Raw genomic sequence first — 23,549 nt, 5'->3', positions numbered from 1 at the left:
CCAGTTGTGGGCACTGCACAAAAAAAGGGCTTCCCTTACGGAAAACCCTTTCTGGATTGAATGCAATAATGTTGGCGCTTTACTCTCCCAACAACTTCTTTATGCGCATGTAGTTCTCATTATCTCCCATGGCCCCGTAAATGTTCTGCAACTGCGCCAAAATGCTCTGGTTGTCCGGATTGGTTTTGAGCGCGGCCTCCAGAACGGTGGCCCCTTCCATGAACAAATTGTTCTTATCCTCTTTCAGCTTTTCGTATTTGGCTATATCTTCCCGGGAATTTCCCAAGGAGTTTAGCTCATCGATCAAGCCGTTGCCCTCGTTCACGTAGGTGGTGGATAGGTTAAGGTAGGCATTGGTAAAGCCCGGGTTGAGCTCAATGGCCTTTTTGTAGGCAGAACGGGCGTCTTCCAGGTTGCCCTGCTCCATGTTGATCACCCCCACATTGTAGTGCAAGTCGGGGTTGTCCGGGGCAAGGGCAATGGCCTCGGCCATCAGTTCCTTGAACTTTTCCTTATCGCCCGCTTTAAAGTAGAGGTTGGCTTCATTCAGGATTAGGTTAACATCATTGGGGTCATCTGCCCTGGCGGTCTTATAGGCTTCCATGGCCTTGTCATCTTGCCCCAACTGGGTGTAGATGAGGGCAATGTTCTTTACAATTTCCGATTTTTTGGAAGGGGTCTTCTCGTCCTTGGGGTCCGTGTAGGTGCCGGATTTTACCATCAGGTCACGCTGTACCTTGTCCATCACCTCTTCTTCGCCCGTGGCGGCATTGGTGGCCTTGTAAACAATGCCCCCACCGTCATAACCAATTTGCTGGAGCTCTTCATAGTACTTTAGCGCATCTTCGTAGTGCCCACCGTTCACGGCACTGCTGGCGGCGTAATAAAGATAGGTGGTGTCCATTGGGGATAGGGTGTAGCCCAGATAGAGCTTCTCTGCCGCTTCCTTGAATTTCTCCTCGCCGTTGTCCTTAATGGCCGAGTTTACCAAATCTCCGGTCAGGGAGCCCATGTATTGCCTGGACTCATTGCTGTACTTGGCCTTGCCACTGCGTTCTTCCACGGCCAAGACCTCCTTAAAGGCGTTTGCGGCCGGCTCAAAGGCGGTGGCATCCCCTTTCTTGGCCAGGTCCATGTACGCCTTGCCCAGGGTAAAGTGGTATTGTGCCTGCAACTTTTCATCGGCACCGGAAATGAGCCCCGAGGCCGCTTCCAAGGTGTTCTTTGCGCTGGCGGCGTCACCGCCCTTCAGGGCTTTCTCCGCTGCTTTGATCTCGTTCTTCTGAGCGAAGCCCACCATTGTGAAGGCAAGTCCCGCTATGATTAAAAGTCTTCGTTTCATCGTTTGTTCAATTAATATTTAGTGTTTGTAATTATTCTTTGGTATCGTCATCTTGGGTATCAATTGCCGTGCCATCCTTTCCTGTGCTCCCATTTTCTTGGCCTTCGTCCAGGTTCACATCCATGTCCAGCACATCGGTGTCTTCAAGGTTTTCCTCTTCCTTCATCACTTTTGCCACGGCGGCAATGGAGTCGTTTCCTTTTATGTTGATGAGCTTTACGCCTTGGGTGGCACGCCCCATGACCCTCAGGTCTTCCACGCTCATCCGTATGGCAATGCCAGATTTGTTTATGATCATGAGGTCATCGGAGTCCGTGACGTTCTTGATGGCCACAAGACCTCCGGTCTTTTCGGTAATGCTGATGGTTTTTACGCCTTTACCACCTCTATTGGTAATACGGTAGTCTTCTATACTGGAGCGCTTTCCGTACCCATTTTCAGAGACCACCAGCAGTTCGTCCTCAAAGTTGTGCACGGACACCATTCCTATGACCTCATCTTCCTCATGGGCCAAGGTAATGCCGCGAACACCGCTGGCATTCCTGCCCATGGGCCTGGTTTTGCTCTCTTCAAAGCGAATGGCCTTGCCACTTTTTAGCCCCAGGAAGATTTGGCTGGTGCCCGTGGTGAGCTTGGCTTCCAAGAGTTCATCGCCCTCCCTAATGGTAATGGCGTTGATCCCGTTTTGCCTTGGCCTTGAATATTGCTCCAGGGAGGTTTTCTTGACCACCCCTTTTTTGGTGGCCATGATAACGTAGTGGCTGTTCACATACTCCTCATCCTTTAGGTCCTGTGTGCAGATAAAGGCCTTGACCAAGTCTCCCTGTTCTATGTTGATCAGGTTCTGTATGGCCCGCCCCTTGCTTGTTCGGCTTCCTTCGGGAATTTCAAAGACACGCATCCAGTAACATTTTCCCTTTTGGGTAAAGAACAGCATGTACTGGTGGTTGGTGCCCACGAAGAGGTGCTCCAAAAAGTCCTCGTTCCGGGTAGATGAGGCCTTTTGGCCCACACCTCCCCTGTTCTGGGTCTTGTATTCCGTAAGCGGGGTTCTTTTGATGTAGCCCGCCCTGGAGATGGTGATCACCACCTGTTCGTCCGGGATCATATCTTCCATGCTCAGGTCGCCCCCGGCAAAGTTGATCTCAGATCGCCTGGGGTCCCCATACTTTTCCTTGACCTCGAGCAGCTCTTCCTTGATGATATCCATCCGGCGTTCTTTCTTGGCCAAGATGTCCTTTAGGTCTGCAATGGTCTTCACGATCTCATCATATTCAGAGCGCAACTTGTCCTGCTCCAGCCCCGTTAACTGCCGCAGGCGCATCTCTACGATGGCCTTGGCCTGTATCTCGGTGAGCTTAAAGCGCTCCATAAGGTTTTCCCGCGCCTGATCGGCATTGGAGGATGCCCTGATAATGGCAATGACCTCGTCTATGTTGTCCGATGCTATGATGAGGCCTTCCAGGATATGGGCGCGATCTTCGGCCTTTTTCAACTCAAATTTGGTGCGCCTTACCACCACTTCATGACGGTGCTCCACAAAATAATGGATCATCTCCTTTACGTTGAGCAGCTGCGGCCTGCCCTCTACCAGGGCAATGTTGTTCACGCTAAAGGAAGATTGGAGCGCCGTGTATTTGTAGAGGGTGTTCAGCACAATATTGGGCACGGCATCCCGCTTTAGAACGTAAACAATGCGCATGCCCTTGCGATCGGACTCGTCCCTGAGGCTGGCAATGCCCTCTATCTTCTTTTCATTGACCAGGTCTGCCGTTTTCTTGATCATATCGGCCTTGTTCACCTGATAGGGAATTTCGGAGACCACGATGCATTCCCTTCCCTGGACCTCTTCTATAACGGCCTTTGCGCGCATGACCACGCGCCCGCGGCCTGTCTTGAAAGCTTCCTTTACCCCGTCGTAACCGTAGATGATGCCCCCTGTGGGGAAATCTGGCGCCTTGATGTGGGTTATGAGCTCATCAACATCAATGTCGGGATTGTCTATGAAGGCCACTGTCCCGTCCACCACCTCGGACAGGTTGTGCGGCGGCATGTTGGTGGCCATCCCCACGGCGATGCCCGAGGCACCGTTCACCAAAAGATTGGGAATCCGGGTGGGGAGCACGGTGGGCTCCTCCAGGGAATCGTCAAAATTGAGTTGGTGGTCCACCGTGTCCTTGTCAATGTCCGCCAACATGTCATCCGCGATCTTGCGCATCCGGGCTTCGGTGTATCGCATGGCGGCGGGACTGTCGCCATCGACCGAGCCAAAGTTGCCCTGGCCATCGACCAGCATATAACGGAGGCTCCATTCCTGGGCCATCCTCACCATGGTGTCATAAACCGAGGTATCTCCGTGCGGGTGGTACTTTCCAAGCACCTCTCCAACGATACGGGCAGATTTTTTGTGCGCACTGTTGCTGCGAACCCCCAGCTCGTGCATGCCGTACAGCACCCTCCTGTGCACCGGCTTCAGTCCGTCCCTGACATCCGGCAGGGCACGTGACACAATGACCGACATTGAGTAATCAATGTAGGCAGATTTCATTTCTTCCTCAATATTGATAGGAATTAACTTTTCTCCATCAGCCATACTAAATTCGTATTGTTTTCATATTAATAAAAAGTACGCCAATATACGCAAAATAGAACCCTTGCACAGGTTTGGGGTTTTAATTCTATCATATTTTATCAACAGATTCCCACGGCCGCCCATCCTTTAATTTATACGTTCAAAAAGGCCCGATCAGTTCACATTATGCCCCATTTAAACTAACTTTAACGATTATAGGTACGGTATTTGCCCTTTGTACCGTGAGATTTAGTAATTTTATAGCAGATATTGAATTGTATGGATGATAATTTTTCACCAAGAGTAAAAGATGTTATTGCTTACAGCAAGGAAGAGGCATTGCGTTTGGGCCACGACTTCATAGGTACCGAGCACTTGATGCTGGGGCTGCTGCGCGATGGCAATGGCAAGGCCATTAGCATCTTGGACGCCCTGAACGTTGATCTGGACCACCTGAGAAGAAAGGTGGAGATCCTGAGTCCCTCCAACCCCAATGCCACCGGGGTGCAAAAGGACAAAAAGAACCTGCACCTTACCCGCCAGGCAGAAAGGGCGCTAAAGACCACCTTCCTGGAGGCTAAGCTCTTCCAGAGCGCCTCCATAAACACCGCACATCTCTTGCTCTGCATACTGAGAAACGAAAACGACCCCACCACCAAACTGCTGCACAAGCTCAAGGTGGACTATGACGGGGTAAAGGAGCAGTTTAAACTGATGATCACCAGCGACGATGATATTGTGGACGCCCCCAGCGCCGAATCTTACCAAGGAAGCTCTGAAGATGCCCCGGAAGGCAAGGAAGGTGAGTACAGGGGCGGTGCCCAGAAAAAGGGCAACGCAAAATCCAAGACCCCCGTGCTGGACAATTTTGGCCGGGACCTCACCGCCATGGCAGAAGAGAACAAACTGGATCCCGTGGTGGGACGGGAAAAGGAAATTGAGCGCGTCTCCCAGATACTGAGCCGCAGAAAAAAGAACAACCCCCTGCTCATTGGGGAACCCGGCGTGGGCAAGAGCGCCATTGCAGAAGGCTTGGCCCTGCGCATTGTGAACAAAAAGGTGTCCCGCATTCTTTACAACAAACGCGTGGTGACCTTGGACCTGGCCTCCCTGGTGGCGGGCACCAAGTACCGTGGCCAGTTTGAGGAGCGGATGAAGGCGGTGATGAACGAACTGGAAAAAAATGACGACGTTATTTTGTTCATAGACGAAATACACACCATTGTTGGGGCAGGCGGCGCCACCGGCAGCCTGGACGCCAGCAACATGTTCAAACCCGCGCTGGCCCGGGGAGAGATCCAATGCATTGGTGCCACCACCCTGGACGAGTACAGGCAGTACATAGAAAAGGACGGTGCCCTGGAGCGAAGGTTCCAAAAGGTCATTGTGGAACCCACCACGGTGGAAGAGACGGTTGAGATCCTACAGAACATTAAGGGAAAATACGAAGACCACCACAACGTGAGCTATACGGACGAAGCCATTGAGGCCTGCGTTAAGCTCACCAACCGGTACATGACCGATCGCTTTTTGCCGGACAAGGCCATAGACGCCCTTGACGAGGCGGGATCCCGCGTGCACATTGTAAATATGGACGTGCCCAAACAGATCCTGGAACTGGAAAACAAACTGGAAGAGGTGCGCGAGTTGAAGAACAAGGTGGTGAAAAGCCAAAAATACGAGGAGGCCGCCAAACTTCGCGATGACGAGAAGAACATTGAAAAAGAGCTCCATAACGCCCAGCAGCAATGGGAAGAGGAAAGCAAGCTCAACAAGGAAACGGTTACCGAGGACAATGTGGCCGATGTGGTCTCCATGATGAGCGGCATCCCCGTGAACCGCATTGCCCAGACAGAGAGCAACAAGTTGGCAGAACTGCCCAACCTGATCAAGGCCAATGTCATTGGGCAAGATGAGGCCGTGGCCAAAGTGGCCAAGGCCATACAGCGCAACCGGGCCGGGCTCAAAGACCCGAACAAGCCCATTGGATCCTTTATATTCCTGGGCCAGACCGGTGTGGGCAAGACCCAGCTGGCAAAAGTAATGGCCAAAGAGCTCTTTGATTCAGAAGACGCCCTGATCCGCATAGACATGAGCGAATACATGGAAAAATTCGCCATCTCCCGCCTGGTGGGCGCGCCCCCTGGTTACGTGGGCTACGAAGAAGGGGGGCAGTTGACCGAAAAGGTGAGAAGAAAGCCCTATTCGGTGATTCTATTGGACGAGGTGGAAAAAGCCCACCCGGACGTGTTCAACATGCTGCTGCAGGTTCTGGATGATGGCTATTTGACCGATAGCCTGGGCCGAAAGATAGACTTCAGGAACACCATCATCATCATGACCTCCAATATCGGGGCCAGACAGCTCAAGGATTTTGGTCAAGGAGTGGGCTTTGGTACCGCAGCAAAGAAATCCCAGGAAGACAGCTACCAAAAAGGGGTGATAGAAAATGCCCTGAAAAAAGCCTTTGCACCGGAATTCCTGAACAGGATAGACGATGTGATCGTGTTCAACGCCCTGGAGCGCGAGCACATACACCAAATCATAGACATTGAACTGGACAAGCTCTTTAAGCGCATCAAGGACATAGGCTACGACCTGGAACTTAGCGAAAAGGCCAAGGATTACATTGCCGATAAAGGGTTTGACAAACAGTACGGTGCGCGTCCCTTGAAAAGGGCCATCCAAAAATACATAGAGGATGCCCTGGCCGAGGAAATCGTAAACTCCAAGCTGGAAGAGGGAGACCGTATCTTTATGGACCTGGACAAAAAGGAAGACAAACTTACCATTTCCATAGAAAAAGCGGCCAAATCGCCGGAGACGGAATAACGTACGGACAAGGCCGACAATGACAAAAAAAAGGAGTCCCGTTACGGACTCCTTTTTTATGATTTGCAAACACGGAACGTAAGAAATAAAACACGGCCCGTCCCTGTGTTTTACACTATGCACGATATTTGAGCCGTTAATCTATTTTTTTATCAAAAAGTACGCCTTACCCCTACTTTCGTCCCAGACACTTAATATGACAGCAATGAGCGTGGGACCGACCAAGAAGAAAATTATAGTGAGGGAGTACCAACTGGAAATGGGAACGATACAGGTTTATGATGATTATATGGTCTCCGTCTTTGATGAGGGCGTAACCCTCACTTTGGAAAAGGCCTACCAGATCATTGGCATATCCGAAATACATTTTAGGGAAAAGAACTTTGGTTTCATAAGTCTTAGAAAGAACTCCTACGCCATTGACCCCACCATTTATAGCTACCTGAAGGAGTTGGACAATCTAAAGGCCTTTGCCATTGTCTCCGTCAAGGAGATCGATATGCACAACTTTAAGATAGAGAAGATGTTCTACAAGAAGCCCATGAAGTTTTTTATAGAATACAACAATGCCCTAAAATGGGTGAAGCGCAGAATACGCACGGCCCCTTAAGAAATCACGAAGCTTCCTCCCCTTGTTCCTGCGGTGGTTCCGGCGCTTGGAACAGGTCCATAAATGCCCTTCCCAAGCCCGAAATGATATCACTGGCCAACAGGGCCTGATATCCGGTGCTCTCCAAGACCAAATCCCCTGCCCTACCGTGAAGGTACACGGCGAACAAAGTGGCCTCCAGTGTTGGATATCCCTGGGCCAGCATACCGGTAATGATACCGGTGAGCACATCCCCGCTACCGGCGGTGGCCATCCCGGGATTTCCCGTGGTATTGATGTAGCCCTTGCCTTTATGGAAGATGATGGTGTGCGCCCCCTTTACCACCAGGACACAATGGTATTTTTCTGAAAATTTTCTCGCTTTTTGCAGCTTTTCAAAATCGTCTTTCCAAGGGCCCACCAGACGTTCCAGTTCTTTGGGGTGGGGCGTGAGCACCGCTTGTTTTGGCAAGAGCTGCAATAGCGCCTTGTCCTTTGCGATGATATTGAGGGCATCGGCGTCCAGCACCAACGCACCTTTGTGCCCGCCCAAATAGGCCTTTAGGGCCTTGGCCGTTTTGGACTCCATGCCCATACCAACCCCAAGTCCCACGGCCTGGGGCACCACTTCCGGGGCTATGTTGTCCAGATGGCGTTCCCCGTTGGTGATCACCATCCCTTCCGGGAAAGCACTTTGCAAAGGTATAAGACCACATTCCGGCACATAACAGCTTACCAGCCCGGCGCCGGCGGTGAGGGCGGCCCTGCCCGCCAATTGCACCGCCCCCATTTTTCCATGGCTACCACCCACAACCAGGGCATGGCCATAGGTGCCCTTGTGGGAGAACTTGGTCCTGGGCACATAAAAAGGAAGCACCTCCTGCTTGCCAAAGAGCTCAAAATCTGTTTGCTGTTGCTGCAAGAAAGCTTGGTCCAACCCAATGTCCAGCACCTCCCACTGCTCCATAAAACTTCCGGTCTCTGGCAGGAAGAACACCAGTTTGGGGGCCTGAAAACTCAGCACATAGTTGGAGGGCAGCACCGCCTCCGGGTTTTCGGGGGCCCGATCCGTGAACAGCCCCGATGGGATGTCCACCGAAAGCACAAAGGCCTTGGATGCCTTGAGATGGGCAAAGAGCTGCAGCACCCAATCATCTGGCGTTCTGTTAAGGCCAATGCCAAAAACGGCATCCACTATAATGTCATCGGCCCCTATTTCAGGGAAATTTTCCGGGGAGTCCAAATAGGTGGGCCATACCTTCTTTTCCTTTAACCTGCCCAGGTTCACCAAAAAATCGTCACTGCGCTTATCGCTATAGTTCACCACATACACTCCAATGTTGTAGCCGTGTTCCTGTAGGTGCCTGGCCAGGGCAATGCCATCACCCCCATTGTTGCCTATGCCACAGAACAGGTGGATCTTAACGGGCGCGCCCTGCATGCGCAGGTGCATCCAATTGAACAATTGTACGGCGGCACGCTCCATCAGCATGTCACTGTCTATCTTCTGCTGCGCTATGGTATGTTGGTCTGCGGCATATATTTGTTGGGCGGAAAAGAGTTTCATTGTGATTTTTTTATCAAAAAATGACGATTTCGTAAAAATAGGGACAAAGGTTTGTTCGGGTTTTCAAATGTACTACTTTTGGTGGGCGCGTATGAATGCCAAGACCAACAAAATGTCCTTACAAGCACCAGATTTCTCCCTTGCCGGCAACCGCACCTTGCCCAGGGGGTGCACCCCCTGGGGGTAGCGCTCTTTTTCCTTCCGACTTCAACAGCCCGTCATAGGGCGTTTTTGCCCCAGGGCAACCCTAACACCCACGAAACAAAACAGCATTATCGTGCCCGCACGTTTGCCATATATAAATTGCACAAATGAAAGTACTCAAATTTGGCGGCACCTCCGTGGCCAGCCCTGAAAACATCACCCTGATCAAAGACATTGTTGGCCGCTACCAAGACCCCATATGGGTGGTGGTCTCCGCTTTTGGCGGCGTCACGGACAGCCTGCTCTTGGCGGGAGACCTGGCCGCGGACCAGGACAGCACCTACCACGAACACCTGGCCCACCTAGAGCAGCGGCATCTACGGGCCATAAAGGAATTGCTGCCCCTTACCCAACAGAGCAAGGCGCTGAGCAAGGTAAAGGAAGAACTCAACGTTTTGGAGACCCTATTGGAAGGGGCCTTTCTGATCGGTGAGATCACCCCCAAACTTTCGGACAAGATCATGGGCTACGGCGAACTCCTTTCCTCCTACATCATCAGTGAATATTTCAAGGCCGAAAAACTGGACGCCAACTTTCAGGATAGTCGGGACCTGATCAAGACACAGGTACTGAACGGCAGGACCGTGGTGGATTTTGAAAGCACCAATGCGCGCTGTAAGACAAATTTTGATGCAAGCAAACACCATGTAACGGTGCTGCCCGGTTTTATTGCTTCGTCGCATCAAGGGGAGGCCACCACCTTGGGCAGGGGCGGATCGGACTACAGTGCGGCCATTTACGCCGCGGCATTGGGGGCAGAAAGATTGGAGATATGGACGGATGTGAGCGGTATGTACACGGCCAATCCCAAAATGGTGAAACAGGCCAAGGCCATACCCCATATTTCTTACGAAGAGGCCATGGAGCTTTCCCATTTTGGGGCAAAAGTGCTCTATCCGCCCACCATACAGCCCGTGCTGGCCAAGGGCATCTCCATTGTGATCAAGAACACCTTTGCCCCGGAGGACCCGGGAACCCTCATTACCCAAGGTAGAAACGAGCAGGGAAAAACGGTACGGGGCATTAGCCACATAGGCCAAATCTCACTGCTTTCGCTGGAAGGTCCGGGAATGGTGGGCATACCGGGCATCTCCAAACGCTTTTTTGAAGTCCTTTCCCAAGATGGCATTAGCGTAGTGCTCATTACACAAGCATCTTCCGAACATTCCATTTGCATTGGCATACCTGCCCGTGACATGGAAAGGGCTACGGCCGTGGTAAACGAAAATTTCGCCTTTGAGATAGAACGGGGAAAGATAAAGCGCGTACGGGCAGAGCACAAATTGGCCATTGTGGCCCTTGTGGGGGACCGGATGAAAAGCCATCAAGGCCTCAGTGGCAAAATGTTCAGTACCTTGGGAAAGAACAACGTGAACATCAGGGCCATTGCCCAGGGCGCATCGGAACGGAACATTTCCTGTGTCATTGACGAGAAGGATGTAAAAAAGGCGCTCAATGCCCTTCATGAAGCCTTTTTTGAGGAGCAGACCAAACAGCTCAACCTCTTTGTCATGGGGGTGGGCAACGTGGGCGCCAAGTTCTTGGCCCAGATCGCACAACAGCGGAGTTACCTTAAAACAAACCTGAAGCTGAACCTCAGGGTCATTGGCCTGAGCAACTCCCGCACCATGGCCTTCGATGAATCCGGGATAGACCTGCAACATTGGGAAACCTTTTTGGCCAAGGGCCCGGCAGCGGACCAAACCGCCTTTATGGAACGCGCCAAGGGGCTGAACCTTAGGAACAGCATCTTTGTGGACAACACCGCAAGCGGGGACATAGCTGGGACCTATGGCAGTTATTTGCAAGAGAGCATTTCTGTGGTCACCTGCAACAAAATCGCCTGCTCCGGACCGTATGACCATTACGCCCAGCTGAAGCGGCTGGCCCGGGAATACGGCGCGCCCTTTCTCTTTGAGACCAATGTGGGTGCCGGCCTGCCCATTTTGGACACCCTGCGCCACCTCATCGTTTCCGGGGACACCGTTCACGAAATACAGGCCGTACTCTCCGGGAGCCTCAACTTTGTCTTCAATACCTTTAATGACCAAACCACTTTCAACGAAGTCATACAACGGGCACAGGCAGAGGGCTATACGGAACCCGATCCAAAAATAGACCTGAGCGGGCTGGACGTGATGCGCAAAATATTGATCTTGGCGCGCGAGAGCGGACACGCATTGGAACTGGAAGATATTGAAACCCATCCGTTCCTGCCCCAAGAGAGTCTGGACACCACGGACAATGAGGCGTTTTTTGCATCGCTCAAAAAAAATGAAGCACACTTTCAGTCCCTGTTCTCCAAAGCCAAGGAGAACGGCTGCAAATTAAAGTATGTGGCCCGTTTTAAGGATGGCAAGGCCAGTGTGGGACTCCAAGAGATCTCCAAGGGACATGATTTTTATGCCCTGGAGGGCAGTGACAACATTGTGCTCTTCTTCACCGAACGCTATCCGCAGCAGCCCATGATCATAAAGGGCGCCGGGGCCGGTGCAGATGTCACCGCTTCGGGTATCTTTGCGGACATCATTAGAATAGGTAATTTTTGACCATGGAAGAAATACGCGTTTTTTGCCCTGCCACCATCGCCAACATCTCCTGCGGCTTTGATGTACTGGGCGTGGCCCTGGACAATGTGGGAGATGAAATGGTCATAAGAAAAACCAAAAAAAAAGGCATACGCATTACGAGGTTGGAGGGGCAGGACCTACCGCTGGAAACCGAAAGGAACGTGGCGGGAGTGGCCGGTCTGGCCTTTCTGGAGGCCAGTGGGCACCAAGGTGGCTTTGACATTGAAATCTACAAAAGCATAAAAGCGGGGAGTGGCATTGGGAGCAGTGCCGCCAGCTCTGCCGGAGCGGTCTGGGCCATGAACGAATTGTTGGGAAGGCCCTTTGCCCCCAAACAATTGGTTCCCTTTGCCATGTTGGGCGAAAAACTGGCCAGCGAAGTGGCCCACGCAGACAATGTGGCCCCTGCCCTCTTGGGCGGCTTTGTCCTGGTGCGCAGTTATGACCCCTTGGACATGGTTCAAATTCCTGTTCCCAAAGAACTCCATGCCGTGGTGGTGCACCCGCAGATAGAGGTCAAGACCTCGGATTCCCGCAAAATATTGCGCACCTCCGTTACCTTGACCACAGCGATCAAACAATGGGGCAATTTGGGGGGGCTGGTGGCCGGACTGTTCATGGAAGACTACGCCCTCATTGGCCGCTCTCTGGAAGACCACATTGTAGAGCCCATACGCTCCATCCTCATTCCCGGATACGGCGAGGTAAAAAGCGCAGCCATGCAAGCCGGTGCCCTGGGCTGTGGCATATCGGGCTCGGGGCCTTCCCTGTTCGCCTTTGCAAAAGGACAGGAAGCCGCCCTAAACATCGCAAAGGCAATGACGGCTGTGTACGAGCCCATTGCCTTGGACTTTGAAGTGCACGTATCCAAAATAAACCCTACGGGCGTTAAAAAAATAAGCACCTTATGAAACAAAAAATGGTATTCCATCTATTCGCACTGGTCTGCAATGTGGGCATGGCATTTGCCCAAGCACCGTTAAAGGAAAGCCTGTTTGCCGGAGCATTCAGGGGCCATGTGGCGGAGCTGTACATCCAAACCCACCAACAGGACTGTACCAACGCACCATATTACCTGGGCATGGTGCGTTTTAAGAGCGATGACACCACCGAAGCGGTATGGCGAAAGTTCAACATTTTTGCCAATGACGCCAATGGTTTTCTTTTGGTTGATGACCATTGGAACGTGGGCCGTTTTCAACATTACATCTATTTGGAACAAAAAGGCCCGGTGCTCACCGGCTTTCTCAAGGCTTCGGAAGGGGACCAAGAACCACTGAAATTGGAAAGAAAGACCACCGTCACCGATTTTGGGCCATACCACAAGGAGATGCTGGCCATTGACATGCACGATGATTGTTGATGACAAGGCACTTTTTAATCATTGAGATTCACCCTAACCCCAGTACGCATGAAATTCCATAGCCTAAACCAACAAGCTCCCTTGGTCTCCTTCAGGGAAGCGGTAATAAAGGGCATTGCCCCGGACAAAGGGTTGTACTTCCCCACGGAGATGCCGGCATTGGGCACATTGTTCTTTGAGGGCATCCATGAACTGGACATGGAGGAAATTGCCTTTGCGGCAATGCGCCCGTTTGTAAAGGAAGACCTCCCGGACAAGGTCCTGAAAGATATTTTAAAAAAGGTGCTGGACTTTGATTTTCCGCTGGTGCCCCTTACGGAGAACATTGCTGCCCTGGAGCTTTTCCATGGGCCCACCATGGCCTTCAAGGATGTGGGCGCACGTTTTATGGCCCTATGCCTGGGTTATTTTAGCCAACAGGAAGCGGCCGGGGAGGTTACCGTGCTGGTGGCCACCTCCGGGGACACGGGAGGTGCTGTGGCCAACGGATTTTTGGGGGTTGCCGGGGTCAAGGTGGTCATTCTGTACCCCAGTGGCAAGGTCAGCGATATCCAAGAGAGACAGCTCACCACCCTGGGCCGGAACATTACGGCACTGGAAGTGGACGGCACCTTTGATGACTGCCAGCGAATGGTAAAAACCGCGTTTTTGGATGCCGACCTCAAAGAAAACATGCAGCTCACCTCTGCCAACAGCATCAATGTGGCGCGCTGGTTGCCGCAATCATTGTACTTTCTTTTTGCCTACAAAGAAGCGAAGGCACTGGACAAAAACCTGGTGTTCTCGGTGCCCAGTGGAAATTTTGGCAACATCTGTGCCGGCCTGGTGGCCCAAAAAATGGGAATGCCCGTGGCACATTTTGTGGCCGCCACCAACTGCAATGACACCGTGCCCAGGTTTATGGCCACGGGGCAGTATGCGCCAAAGCCCTCCACGGCCACCATTTCCAACGCCATGGACGTGGGAGACCCCAGCAATTTTGTGCGCATACGCCAACTTTTCCAGAACCGGAACGATCGGTTGGCCAAAGATTTCTCGGCCCATTCCTTTACGGACCAAGAGACCAAACAGGCCATAAAGGACATTTATGGCAGTACGGGCTACGTTGCCGATCCGCACGGTGCCGTGGGGTATTTGGGCCTTAAAAAATATTTGGAGGCCCATCCGGACCGTTACGGCATTTTCTTGGAGACCGCCCATCCGGTAAAATTTTTGGACACTGTGGAAAGCACCTTGGGCATACAGCTCCCCTTGCCACCACAGATTCAAAAAGTTATGGGCAAGGACAAACAATCGCTGCACATAGAGGGTTACCAAGCCCTAAAAGCCTTTTTATTGGAACACTAGCCAAAAAGGCACAAAAGCTACCCACGGGCAAACAAGTTTTGCGAGGGATGGGGGAGATGGAAGAGGACAGCGGTAAAACATACGTTCAAGAAATCCTTGAATCCCCATATATTCCATAAATTTGCGCCACTGAAAAGGTTCGTTTTAAATGAGCCATGACCATACGGGATACCAAACGAAGTGTTGATTGGCAAATAACACCCGCCGGAACCGGAACGGGCAGGTCTGACCTTAAAAAACAAATAAATAGCAACAGATGAAAAATACCGCGCTTACCCACGTACACGAGGCCCTGGGAGCAAAGATCGTTCCTTTTGCAGGTTACAACATGCCCGTCTCTTATGAGGGGGTGAATCTAGAACACGAAACGGTGCGCCACGGTGTGGGGGTTTTTGATGTGTCCCATATGGGGGAGTTTCTCATCAGCGGGCCCAAGGCGCTGGACCTCATTCAAAAAGTATCTTCCAATGATGCCTCTAAATTAACCGTGGGCAGGGCACAGTACAGTTGCCTGCCCAATGAGAACGGGGGCATTGTGGACGACCTCATCATTTATAAGATAAAGGAAGAACAGTACCTCCTGGTGGTTAACGCCAGCAACATTGAAAAGGACTGGAACCACATCTCCAGGTACAACGAGGAGTTCAATGCCCAGATGAAGGACATTTCAGACCAATATTCCCTTTTGGCCATTCAGGGGCCAAAAGCGGTGGAAGCCATGCAATCACTGACTTCCGTAGATTTGGCCGCCATAAAATTTTATCATTTTGAAGTGGCGGATTTTGCGGGTATGGAGCCTGTGATCATCTCTGCCACCGGCTACACCGGTTCGGGCGGTTTTGAGATCTATTGTAAGAACGAGGAAGTGGAGGCCATCTGGAAAGCGGTCTTCGAAGCCGGGGAAAACTTTGGGATAAAGCCCATTGGCCTGGCCGCCAGGGACACCTTGCGCTTGGAAATGGGCTATTGCCTCTATGGCAATGATATTGATGACACCACCTCCCCCTTTGAGGCCGGCCTGGGGTGGATCACAAAATTCAACAAGGAGTTTGTGAACAGTGATGCCCTGGCGCAAGAAAAGGCCCATGGGCCCAAGAGAAAGCTCATTGGTTTTGAGCTCAACGAACGTGGCATTCCCAGACAGGGATACGCCATACTCAATGAAGCGGGCACCGAAGTGGGCTCAGTGACCTCCGGAACAATGGCGCCCTCCCTGGGCAAGGGCATTGGGCTGGGCTATGTGCCCACCGCACTCGCCACCATTGGAACTGGGATACAGATACAGATTCGGAAAAAAGCCATACCGGCCACGGTGGTGAAACCTCCCTTTTACAAAGGCTAAACCCCAGGCAGTACACGTGTTGGACAGCGACCGAAAAAAAATATTGATCCTGGGCGGCAGCGGTTTTGTGGGGAATTCCCTCTACCGGGAACTCTGCAATTATTTTGACACCTATGGCACCTACTGCAACAATGGCAAGGGATTTGGGGACAACAAGCAGTTTTTTGAGTACCGCTTGGAAGAAGATGACATCTTTGATGTGCTCAACGCCGTTCGCCCCCACGTCATCGTCTCTGCCCTCAGGGGAAGTTTTACCGCGCAGATCATTGCGCACCAACACCTGGTGGAATATGTTCGGGAGGAGCAGGTGCGGCTCTATTTCATCTCATCGGCCAATGTGTTCGATGCGTACAGCAAATTCCCCTCCTATGAAGACGACAAAACCTTGTCCGAGAGCATTTACGGCCGGCTAAAGATCAAGATCGAGAACATGCTGCTGCGCTTGCCAAGCCATAAAATGGGCATCCTCAGGGTACCCATGGTCTTTGGCAATGCATCGCCAAGGGTAAAGGAGATGAAAGATCAGATCTTGGCCAATGAACCGGTGGAAGTGTTTCCCAACCTGATCCTGAACGTGACCAATGATGATAGGTTAACGCAACAAATTCATTATATTATCAACAGAAACAAAACGGGGGTGTACCATTTGGGAAGCAAAGATTTGGTGCACCATGAAGATTTCGTCAAGGAGCTGTTGGAGCGTGTGGGGAGTTTCAACCCCATTTTAAAACGGGTATATACCACCAACAATGATCGTTATCTGGCCGTGCTGCCCAAAACGAACCTACTGCCCGCAAACCTCCAGTTCGGCTACCAAGACGTATTGGAGCAGCACGTCATAAAATGAATGGAAACCCTAAAAAAACAAGGATATGGAAAAGTTTACAGAAGCACAGATCCAAGATTACCTGAGCCAGTTTGATGGCTGGGAGTATGTGGATGGCGCCATTGAGACCACTTTTGAGTTCAAGGATTTCAAGGAAGCCTTTTCGGTCATGACCCGCATTGCATTTGAATGTGAGGCGCAGGGCCACCACCCAGATTGGAGCAACGTGTACAAGACCCTGAACATAAGGCTCAACACCCATGATGCCAACGGCATCACCGAAAAGGATTTTGCCTTGGCACGGGCCATTGAGGACATCATTGACAGTGATTCCGAAAATTAGGGGAAAGCACCGCGATCTGGTTACAAACAGGTGGCACAGGCCACTATGTCCACTTTTTTTATATTTACAGCCTATTAAAATCAATATCCATGGGAAGAGCTTTTGAGTTTAGAAAAGCGAGGAAGATGAAACGATGGTCTGCCATGTCCAAGGCCTTTACCAGAATTGGAAAGGACATTGTCATGGCCGTAAAGGAAGGAGGTCCCGATCCGGACTCCAATGCCAGGCTCAGGGCGGTGATACAGAACGCAAAATCCGTGAACATGCCCAAGGACAATGTGGAGCGGGCCATAAAACGGGCCAGCGACAAGAGCCTTGGCGACTACAAAGAAGTGCTGTTCGAGGGGTATGCCCCGCACGGCATTGCCGTGCTCATTGAGACCGCCACCGATAACAACACCCGCACGGTGGCCAACATTCGCAGTTACTTCAACAAGCACAATGGCAGCCTGGGAACCTCAGGTTCGGTGGAATTTATGTTTGACCATACCTGCAATTTCAGGATCCCGGCAGAGGGGATCGATCCGGAGGAGCTGGAACTGGAAATGATCGATTTTGGGGCGGAGGAAGTGTTTGTGGATGACGATGGCATCCTCATCTACGCGCCCTTTGAAAGCTTTGGGGCCATCCAAAAGGAACTGGAGTCCCGTAACATTGACATTCTGTCCTCAGGTTTTGAGCGCATTCCGCAAGTGACCAAAGAGCTCAACCAAGAGCAGACCGCCGATGTGGAGAAACTCTTGGAAAAGATAGAGGAAGATGACGATGTGCAGAACGTGTACCACACCATGCGGGAGTGATTGGCACCTTCACGGCATAACAAGGTGACCGGGAAACGAACCTCTCCTTAAGCCCTACACAAATCCAAGTCCATCAAATTTGGCCCCTATGATGTTGCCGTGGGGCACGCCCAGCCAGTTATCCAATATGGTGGCATAGACCTCCCTAAAATCCAACCTGTGCTTTATGTCCTTGTTGGCGTCCAAATCCGTGAGATCGGGAGCCTGGTTGTAGAATCCAGGTTTTTTCAAGTCCTTGCCAATGACAAAGACATTGTTGGCCGCCCCATGGTCCGTTCCCCAGGATGCATTCTCCCTGACCCGTCTGCCAAATTCAGAAAAGGTCATGATCAGGGTATCGCCAAAGGTGTTGTTCGCCTCTAGATCCGAGACAAAACTGGCCATGGCCTCGGCATATATGGCCAATAATCTGGACTGGGAGTTGATCTGGTTTGCGTGGGTGTCAAAACCGCCCATGGACACGTAGTACACCTTGGTGTCCAAACCAGAATTGATGAACTCTGCCGTGGTCTTCAATTGTTTGCCAAAAGGATTGTTGGGATAGTCCTTTTTCGAGGTCACGGTCTTGGTGGTCTCGTGGATGTACTTGGCAGATGACTTGGCATCTATCATGGTCCTGTACAGATAGCCCAGGTTATGCTCGCTCAAATGTTCATCGGTCTGTTGCCGCAGCACCTGCTTAAAAAAAGGGGTGTTCATGTTGCGGTACAACAGCTTGGGGTTGGTGGTGGCTATACCGTTCAATTTTTCTCCCTTTAGCATCAGGGACAGACTGTCATCTATTTCTATGGCACCGTGGGGCTTTTTTCCCTGCGCCTCCATATAGCGGCCCACCCAACCGGAAGTCAGGTACTGATCGCTATCGCTGGCCGTGTGCCAGATATCCGTGGACCTGAAATGGGAACGGTCCGGATTGGGGTACCCCACACTGTTCAAAACGCATAAATGACCGCGGTCATATAGCTTTACCAGCGGTTCAAGGCTGGGGTGAAAGCCCAAAACATCGTTTACCTTGATGAGTTCATTGGGTTTAATCGCTATTTTGGGCCTGCTTCCATAGTAGATGTCGTTGGTATGGGGCACAATGGTATTGAGGCCGTCGTTGCCACCGGACAATTGAATGACCACCAAACGCCTAAACCCTTCCCTTTGGTGAAAAAGCCCTTCTGATGCCTTGACAAAACTGGGCACCAAGAACGTTCCACTTGCCAAAGCACTCTGCTGTAAAAATCTCCTTCTCTCCATAATTGCGCGATTAACAAAGTTGGTATTCGGGCAAGGACATCAACTGTACCAGATAGTCCTTTTTGTCCTTACTGGAAAGACCGTTTAAAAACACCCTGGTGTCTTGATCAATGGTACCCACCAGAAGGGTCTTTTCAAGGACATCGTCTCCCAAAGCGGCAAACTCCCGCTCGAAAAGGGTCCAATCCCGCTCTATTTTTATGTTGCGCCGGGCGTTCCGGGTCCTACGATAGTATGCTTCAAAAGAATCTTCAAACTCTCCCTTGCGGTCCACGTTGATCACGGCATCGTTTAACAGCACCGAAGCCAATTTCAATCGGAACAAAAGGGTGTTGCTGTCTATCCAATACCTGTCCTGCTTCCATCCCGCTACGTTTGGCGGATAAAGCAATACCTGACCCATCATTTTCTGGAGGTCCATAAGGTGCTTCCCTTTTTCAAAAGTCAAGGGAACAATTCGCTGAATGCCCATGAGCAATTCCACGGGCGACTTGATCTTTGCGCCAATGTTCTTTTCGTCATAAAACCAATCGGACAACAAAATGTACCGCATTAACTTCCCTATGTCGTAGTTCCCGTAAAAAACGGACACCATTTCATCTAGGCGGGCCACATCCACCTCGGGGTGAACAAAGTACCGGTATATTTTTTCGCAGATAAAGCGGGCGCACTGCCGTTGTTGAAAAATAATGTCGATGATGTCATCGCCATTGAAGTTACCGGTTTGCCCAAAAAACGTCTTTTGTCCGGCATCATGCTGTTTTTGTCTCAAAAAGAACTCCCCGTTGGGCTTAAAAGACCAACCGGTAAAGGCTCGGGCCGCTTCTTTGATATCGTCTTCCCCATAATGGCCGTTGCCCAGGGTAAAGAGTTCCATAAGCTCCCTGGCAAAGTTCTCATTTGGGTTTTGTTTCACGTTCTGCCGGTTGTTCAGGTATTTGCTCATGGCCGGTTCCCTGGCCACGGCCTTGACAAACTCCTTGAGATTTCCCAAAGCATGTGTTCGCAGCAGATTGTTGTATTGCTGCACGTGGAATATGTGGTTGTCCCGGCAAACAAAGACATTTGCCCAGAACAGCGTCATTTTCTCCCGCACCGTTTGGCCGGAGGTCAGTAGCCGTTGCAACCACAATTGGTTGTACCCCTTTATCTTTTCCCTGCTCAGCTTTCTAAGCTCGCGTTTCTTTTCCTCACTGGCATTGCGCAGATTTTGGGGAGAGGACATCGCTTTGAGCTCGGACAGCTCCATAACCAGTGGCTCCACCCTTTTGGATGCTGCCAGCAGGTTGCCCACCACTGTTTTCTTGTTTAACCCGGCCCTGGCATCCAGTTCGCTGGGCAATGCACCAAATCCCATTCTATTGAAGATGTGCTGTATGTGCTTTCTTTCCATAAGAATAGATCCCATTGTTATCCTTAGGACAAGGTAGGTCATAAAAGGTTTAAAATCAAATCACCGTCTTATCTTTGGTGTCCAAAAGGGGCGGCATTCCCGGGCGGCCCGGTCGGCGCATCTTCTTGGAACAATTTCCCACCGGTACGGCCTACAGCACACCACAGGATGCCATTTGTTGGAAACCATAATATACTTGTTTCTGGTTCAGGTGCAAGCCCGGACGGTTTATGCGTTTGCGGACAAAAAAATCAGAGGCCCCGTAGGAACAGGCCCTTACTTATTAGATGAAGTCCAGAGAACTGGTTCCACAATTTCCATTGCACCTCAATTCCTTTGGGTGGGCACGGGTGCCAGGGGAAGCCTTAGCCATCCATATTGCGATACAGATGACCCATTTCCAACAAACAAAAAATGAAAAACACCATTAACCTCACAGCCATCTGTCTTTTATTGATGGGGGCATGGGCCTGTACAGCCCCTACCAAACAAAGTGCGCCGACCTCTTTGGTGGTATCGGAAGGCTTTAACAATCCTTTGGGTTTTTATGATGCCACCCCCACCTTTTCGTGGCAGCTTCCGGTGTCAGGGAACGTGCAGCATCAATCTGCCCATCACATCGTTGTGGCCAGCAGTCCGGAAAAATTACCCGACAATGCGGATATCTGGGATTCCAAAAAGCAGAGCACCCAGGCCTCTACTTGGGTTCCCTACGGGGGCAAGGCACTGCAATCGCGCCAAAAAGTATATTGGCAGGTACGTTTTTGGGACGAAAATGACAAGGCCTCTGCTTGGAGCGATACCAACCATTTTGAGCTGGGCCTTTTGGACAATGAAGATTGGAAGGCGCAATGGGTGGGGCTGGACACGGCCAAGGACAGCATTCGGGGAAGATCCAATGTATTGATCCACAAGCCCCAATACCTGCGCAAGACCTTTTCCGTTGCGGGCCAGGTGGCCCAGGCCAGACTGTACATCACGGCCAAGGGCGTTTTTGATGTTCATCTCAACGGAAATGACGTTAGCGATGACGTGATGCCCCCGGGATGGACGCCCTACAACAAGCGTATAGAGACCCTGACCTATGACGTTACCGACTTGATCGCTTCTGGAAAAAACGCCATTGGTGTGGAACTGGCCTCCGGTTGGCATTCCGGAAGATTGCTCTGGGGCAAAACAGAGTGGGACAATTCCCTATCACCAAAAGTCCTTTGCCAGCTTGAAATTAGGTTACGGGACGGTAGCACCATGATGGTTCTGTCCGATGAAAGCTGGAAAGGCGTTACCAAAGGGCCCATTGCCTTTTCAGAGATCTATGATGGCGAGGTCTATGATGCCAATAAAGAGATGCCCAACTGGTCAGGGCCCTTCTTTGAAGATGCAGACTGGGATACGGTTGAAGTCGCGCCCCTGGACAGCCACATTGCCCTGGAACCCAAGCGGCATACCACGGTGAAGACAAAGTTGACCTTAACCCCAAAGGAAGTGGCGATCAACGAAAACAGCACCGTGTTTGACCTTGGACAAAATATGGTGGGGGTGCCCAGGGTAAAAGTTCCCATGAAAAAAGGCGATACCCTTGTGATGAGGTTTGCCGAAATGCTGGGTGCAGACGGATCTTTCCACACCAAGAACTACCGCTCTGCCCACTCTACCAATTATTATGTGGCGGCAGAAGATGGACCGGTGGACTACACCCCAAAATTCACCTTTTACGGCTTCCGGTACGTGCAACTGAGCGGGTATGACCAGGAAGCCGCCCCAATAAAAGACTGGGTAACGGGGTTGGTGCAGTATTCAGATTTTGAGGACAATGGCACGTTTACCTCCTCCCATGACAAATTGAACCAATTACAGAGCAACATTGTTTGGGGCCTACGGGGCAATTTTTTTGACATTCCCACGGACTGTCCCCAGCGCGATGAGCGCCTGGGCTGGACCGGGGATGCCCAAGTCTTTGGGCCCACGTCCGTCTTCAACGCCCATGTGCACAAGTTTTGGGCCAGCTGGCTCCAGAGCGTTCGGGAATCGCAATGGGAAGATGGGGGCATACCTTGGACGGTACCCGATACCCGCGGCAACTACACGGCCAGTTCCGGTTGGGGGGATGTGGTGACCATCATCCCTTGGAAAATTTACATGCGCACGGGAGACACCAACCTTTTGGAGGCCAATTACGAAATGATGAAAGAGTGGGTAAGGCACCACGGCATCAAGTCAAAAGACCACATCTCCCACATGATGTCATTTTCAGATTGGTTGCAGCCCTATCCTGAAAATGGCGACAACAGGGGAGACACTTCCTTGAATCTCATAGGCACCGCCTTTTATGCCCGCAGTGCACAATTGACGGCCAAGACGGCGAAGGTTTTGGGAAAATTGGAGGAAGCGGCCAAATACAATGCCCTGTACAAAACGGTGGCGGCCGCCTTTGACAATGCCTTTTTTGACGAAGCGGGCACCTTGAAGGAAGGTCCCGAAACCCAAACCTCCTATCTCCTTGCCCTGGCTTTTGACCTACTTCCGCAGGAAAAGCGCAAAAACGCCCAGATGCGTCTGTTGCAAAAGATCAAGGACGCAGACAATCATTTGCGCACGGGCTTCTTGGGAACACCCTTGCTTTCAAAGGTATTGGATGATATGGGAGAAACAGACCTGATGTACCAACTCCTGTTCAACGAAACCTATCCTTCCTGGTTCTATTCCATAAACCAAGGGGCCACCACCATTTGGGAAAGATGGAACAGCTACAGCAAGGAAGCGGGTTTCAACCCAAAAAGCATGAACAGCCTAAACCATTACGCCTACGGGGCCATTGGGGAATGGCTCTATGAACGCATTGCCGGAATAGCCCCTTTGGAGGCGGGTTATAAACGTATTAAAATAGCCCCACTGCCCAATGCCAGTTATCTGAACAGCGCATCAGCCAGGGTGGAGACCCCTTACGGAAAGGCATCCAGTGGTTGGACGCTGACCGAGAAGGAATTTACGTTGGAGACCGAGATTCCGCCAAATACCATTGCCGTGGTGCACATGCCAAATGCAACAGTGGGCGAAATCCGCGTGAACGATCAAACCTTAAAGGACAACCCTAAAATAAAACAACTTAGCGGTCCCGGGGAAGACACCCTGGTTTTAGAGGTGCCGCCCGGTTCCCATACTTTTAGCAGGGCAATTCGCTAGGCCAATAGTGGGCAAAAGAACCATAGAGCGG

At 51.3% G+C, this 23,549-nt stretch carries 16 protein-coding genes; 11 read left to right on the top strand and 5 right to left on the bottom strand.

Annotated elements, in window-relative coordinates; translation table 11 throughout:
- Positions 1 to 79: 79 nt before the first annotated feature.
- Both ACKWCC_RS12005 and gyrA read right to left on the bottom strand, forming a co-directional pair.
- A complete protein-coding gene (locus ACKWCC_RS12005; RefSeq protein WP_413996183.1) occupies positions 80 to 1,342 on the bottom strand; it encodes a tetratricopeptide repeat protein in 1,263 nt (420 codons plus the stop codon).
- Positions 1,343 to 1,373: 31 nt separating this feature from the next.
- On the bottom strand, positions 1,374 to 3,935 hold the full coding sequence (gene gyrA, locus ACKWCC_RS12000; RefSeq protein WP_413996182.1) for a DNA gyrase subunit A: 2,562 nt from the start codon (positions 3,933 to 3,935) through the stop codon (positions 1,374 to 1,376).
- Between the two features lie 258 nt (positions 3,936 to 4,193).
- On the opposite strand from gyrA, the gene ACKWCC_RS11995 reads away from it, so the two are divergent.
- Positions 4,194 to 6,746 carry an ATP-dependent Clp protease ATP-binding subunit gene (locus ACKWCC_RS11995; protein WP_413996181.1) on the top strand — a complete coding sequence of 851 codons (2,553 nt, stop codon included), beginning with the start codon at positions 4,194 to 4,196 and terminating at the stop codon, positions 6,744 to 6,746.
- Between the two features lie 205 nt (positions 6,747 to 6,951).
- Positions 6,952 to 7,356 carry an STAS/SEC14 domain-containing protein gene (locus tag ACKWCC_RS11990; RefSeq protein ID WP_413996180.1) on the top strand — a complete coding sequence of 135 codons (405 nt, stop codon included), beginning with the start codon at positions 6,952 to 6,954 and terminating at the stop codon, positions 7,354 to 7,356.
- Positions 7,357 to 7,360: 4 nt separating this feature from the next.
- Here the strand turns inward: ACKWCC_RS11990 and ACKWCC_RS11985 are convergent, their stop codons facing one another.
- Positions 7,361 to 8,902: an NAD(P)H-hydrate dehydratase gene (locus tag ACKWCC_RS11985; protein ID WP_413996179.1), complete on the bottom strand. Its 1,542-nt coding sequence runs from the start codon at positions 8,900 to 8,902 to the stop codon at positions 7,361 to 7,363.
- 311 nt (positions 8,903 to 9,213) lie between these two features.
- Here ACKWCC_RS11985 and thrA point away from each other — a divergent pair, with 311 nt between their 5' ends.
- From thrA to ACKWCC_RS11945, 8 genes are all read left to right on the top strand, one after another.
- A complete protein-coding gene (thrA, locus tag ACKWCC_RS11980; RefSeq protein WP_413996178.1) occupies positions 9,214 to 11,655 on the top strand; it encodes a bifunctional aspartate kinase/homoserine dehydrogenase I in 2,442 nt (813 codons plus the stop codon).
- A gap of 2 nt (positions 11,656 to 11,657) precedes the next feature.
- A complete protein-coding gene (locus ACKWCC_RS11975) occupies positions 11,658 to 12,587 on the top strand; it encodes a homoserine kinase (RefSeq protein WP_413996200.1) in 930 nt (309 codons plus the stop codon).
- Positions 12,584 to 13,039 (top strand): hypothetical protein, encoded by a 456-nt coding sequence (locus tag ACKWCC_RS11970; RefSeq protein ID WP_413996177.1) that lies wholly within the window; start codon positions 12,584 to 12,586, stop codon positions 13,037 to 13,039. The genes ACKWCC_RS11975 and ACKWCC_RS11970 overlap by 4 nt, the downstream gene beginning before the upstream one ends.
- Positions 13,040 to 13,087: 48 nt before the next feature.
- Positions 13,088 to 14,386, top strand: a complete 1,299-nt coding sequence (gene thrC, locus ACKWCC_RS11965; protein ID WP_413996176.1) for a threonine synthase — start codon at positions 13,088 to 13,090, stop codon at positions 14,384 to 14,386.
- A 256-nt stretch (positions 14,387 to 14,642) separates the two neighbouring features.
- Entirely contained in the window at positions 14,643 to 15,728 is a 1,086-nt protein-coding gene (gcvT, locus tag ACKWCC_RS11960; RefSeq protein WP_413996175.1) for a glycine cleavage system aminomethyltransferase GcvT, read from the top strand.
- A gap of 19 nt (positions 15,729 to 15,747) precedes the next feature.
- Complete coding sequence (locus ACKWCC_RS11955) at positions 15,748 to 16,575, top strand: sugar nucleotide-binding protein (protein WP_413996199.1); 828 nt, start codon at positions 15,748 to 15,750, stop codon at positions 16,573 to 16,575.
- A gap of 25 nt (positions 16,576 to 16,600) precedes the next feature.
- The gene (locus tag ACKWCC_RS11950) at positions 16,601 to 16,897 is read left to right on the top strand and encodes a 4a-hydroxytetrahydrobiopterin dehydratase (protein ID WP_413996174.1); all 297 of its coding nucleotides are present in this window, start codon (positions 16,601 to 16,603) and stop codon (positions 16,895 to 16,897) included.
- An 89-nt stretch (positions 16,898 to 16,986) separates the two neighbouring features.
- Entirely contained in the window at positions 16,987 to 17,697 is a 711-nt protein-coding gene (locus ACKWCC_RS11945) for a YebC/PmpR family DNA-binding transcriptional regulator (protein WP_413996173.1), read from the top strand.
- Positions 17,698 to 17,751: 54 nt separating this feature from the next.
- Here ACKWCC_RS11945 and ACKWCC_RS11940 read toward each other — a convergent pair whose 3' ends face one another.
- Both ACKWCC_RS11940 and ACKWCC_RS11935 read right to left on the bottom strand, forming a co-directional pair.
- On the bottom strand, positions 17,752 to 18,942 hold the full coding sequence (locus ACKWCC_RS11940) for a DUF1501 domain-containing protein (RefSeq protein ID WP_413996172.1): 1,191 nt from the start codon (positions 18,940 to 18,942) through the stop codon (positions 17,752 to 17,754).
- A gap of 10 nt (positions 18,943 to 18,952) precedes the next feature.
- Positions 18,953 to 20,335: a DUF1800 domain-containing protein gene (locus tag ACKWCC_RS11935; protein WP_413996171.1), complete on the bottom strand. Its 1,383-nt coding sequence runs from the start codon at positions 20,333 to 20,335 to the stop codon at positions 18,953 to 18,955.
- Positions 20,336 to 20,749: 414 nt separating this feature from the next.
- On the opposite strand from ACKWCC_RS11935, the gene ACKWCC_RS11930 reads away from it, so the two are divergent.
- Complete coding sequence (locus ACKWCC_RS11930) at positions 20,750 to 23,518, top strand: alpha-L-rhamnosidase (protein ID WP_413996170.1); 2,769 nt, start codon at positions 20,750 to 20,752, stop codon at positions 23,516 to 23,518.
- Positions 23,519 to 23,549: the final 31 nt, after the last annotated feature.

It is taken from the genome of Maribacter aquimarinus (assembly GCF_047345505.1).
Lineage (GTDB): Bacteria > Bacteroidota > Bacteroidia > Flavobacteriales > Flavobacteriaceae > Maribacter.
This window is presented reverse-complemented; position numbering and strand designations above follow the sequence as displayed.

Bases quoted from the DNA above. Each gene is read 5' to 3' on its own strand.
- ACKWCC_RS12005 (WP_413996183.1), bottom strand. From the start codon at position 1,342: ATGAAACGAAGACTTTTAATCATAGCGGGACTTGCCTTCACAATGGTG.
- gyrA (WP_413996182.1), bottom strand. From the start codon at position 3,935: ATGGCTGATGGAGAAAAGTTAATTCCTATCAATATTGAGGAAGAAATG.
- ACKWCC_RS11995 (WP_413996181.1), top strand. From the start codon at position 4,194: ATGGATGATAATTTTTCACCAAGAGTAAAAGATGTTATTGCTTACAGC.
- ACKWCC_RS11990 (WP_413996180.1), top strand. From the start codon at position 6,952: ATGAGCGTGGGACCGACCAAGAAGAAAATTATAGTGAGGGAGTACCAA.
- ACKWCC_RS11985 (WP_413996179.1), bottom strand. From the start codon at position 8,902: ATGAAACTCTTTTCCGCCCAACAAATATATGCCGCAGACCAACATACC.
- thrA (WP_413996178.1), top strand. From the start codon at position 9,214: ATGAAAGTACTCAAATTTGGCGGCACCTCCGTGGCCAGCCCTGAAAAC.
- ACKWCC_RS11975 (WP_413996200.1), top strand. From the start codon at position 11,658: ATGGAAGAAATACGCGTTTTTTGCCCTGCCACCATCGCCAACATCTCC.
- ACKWCC_RS11970 (WP_413996177.1), top strand. From the start codon at position 12,584: ATGAAACAAAAAATGGTATTCCATCTATTCGCACTGGTCTGCAATGTG.
- thrC (WP_413996176.1), top strand. From the start codon at position 13,088: ATGAAATTCCATAGCCTAAACCAACAAGCTCCCTTGGTCTCCTTCAGG.
- gcvT (WP_413996175.1), top strand. From the start codon at position 14,643: ATGAAAAATACCGCGCTTACCCACGTACACGAGGCCCTGGGAGCAAAG.
- ACKWCC_RS11950 (WP_413996174.1), top strand. From the start codon at position 16,601: ATGGAAAAGTTTACAGAAGCACAGATCCAAGATTACCTGAGCCAGTTT.
- ACKWCC_RS11945 (WP_413996173.1), top strand. From the start codon at position 16,987: ATGGGAAGAGCTTTTGAGTTTAGAAAAGCGAGGAAGATGAAACGATGG.
- ACKWCC_RS11940 (WP_413996172.1), bottom strand. From the start codon at position 18,942: ATGGAGAGAAGGAGATTTTTACAGCAGAGTGCTTTGGCAAGTGGAACG.
- ACKWCC_RS11935 (WP_413996171.1), bottom strand. From the start codon at position 20,335: ATGGAAAGAAAGCACATACAGCACATCTTCAATAGAATGGGATTTGGT.
- ACKWCC_RS11930 (WP_413996170.1), top strand. From the start codon at position 20,750: ATGAAAAACACCATTAACCTCACAGCCATCTGTCTTTTATTGATGGGG.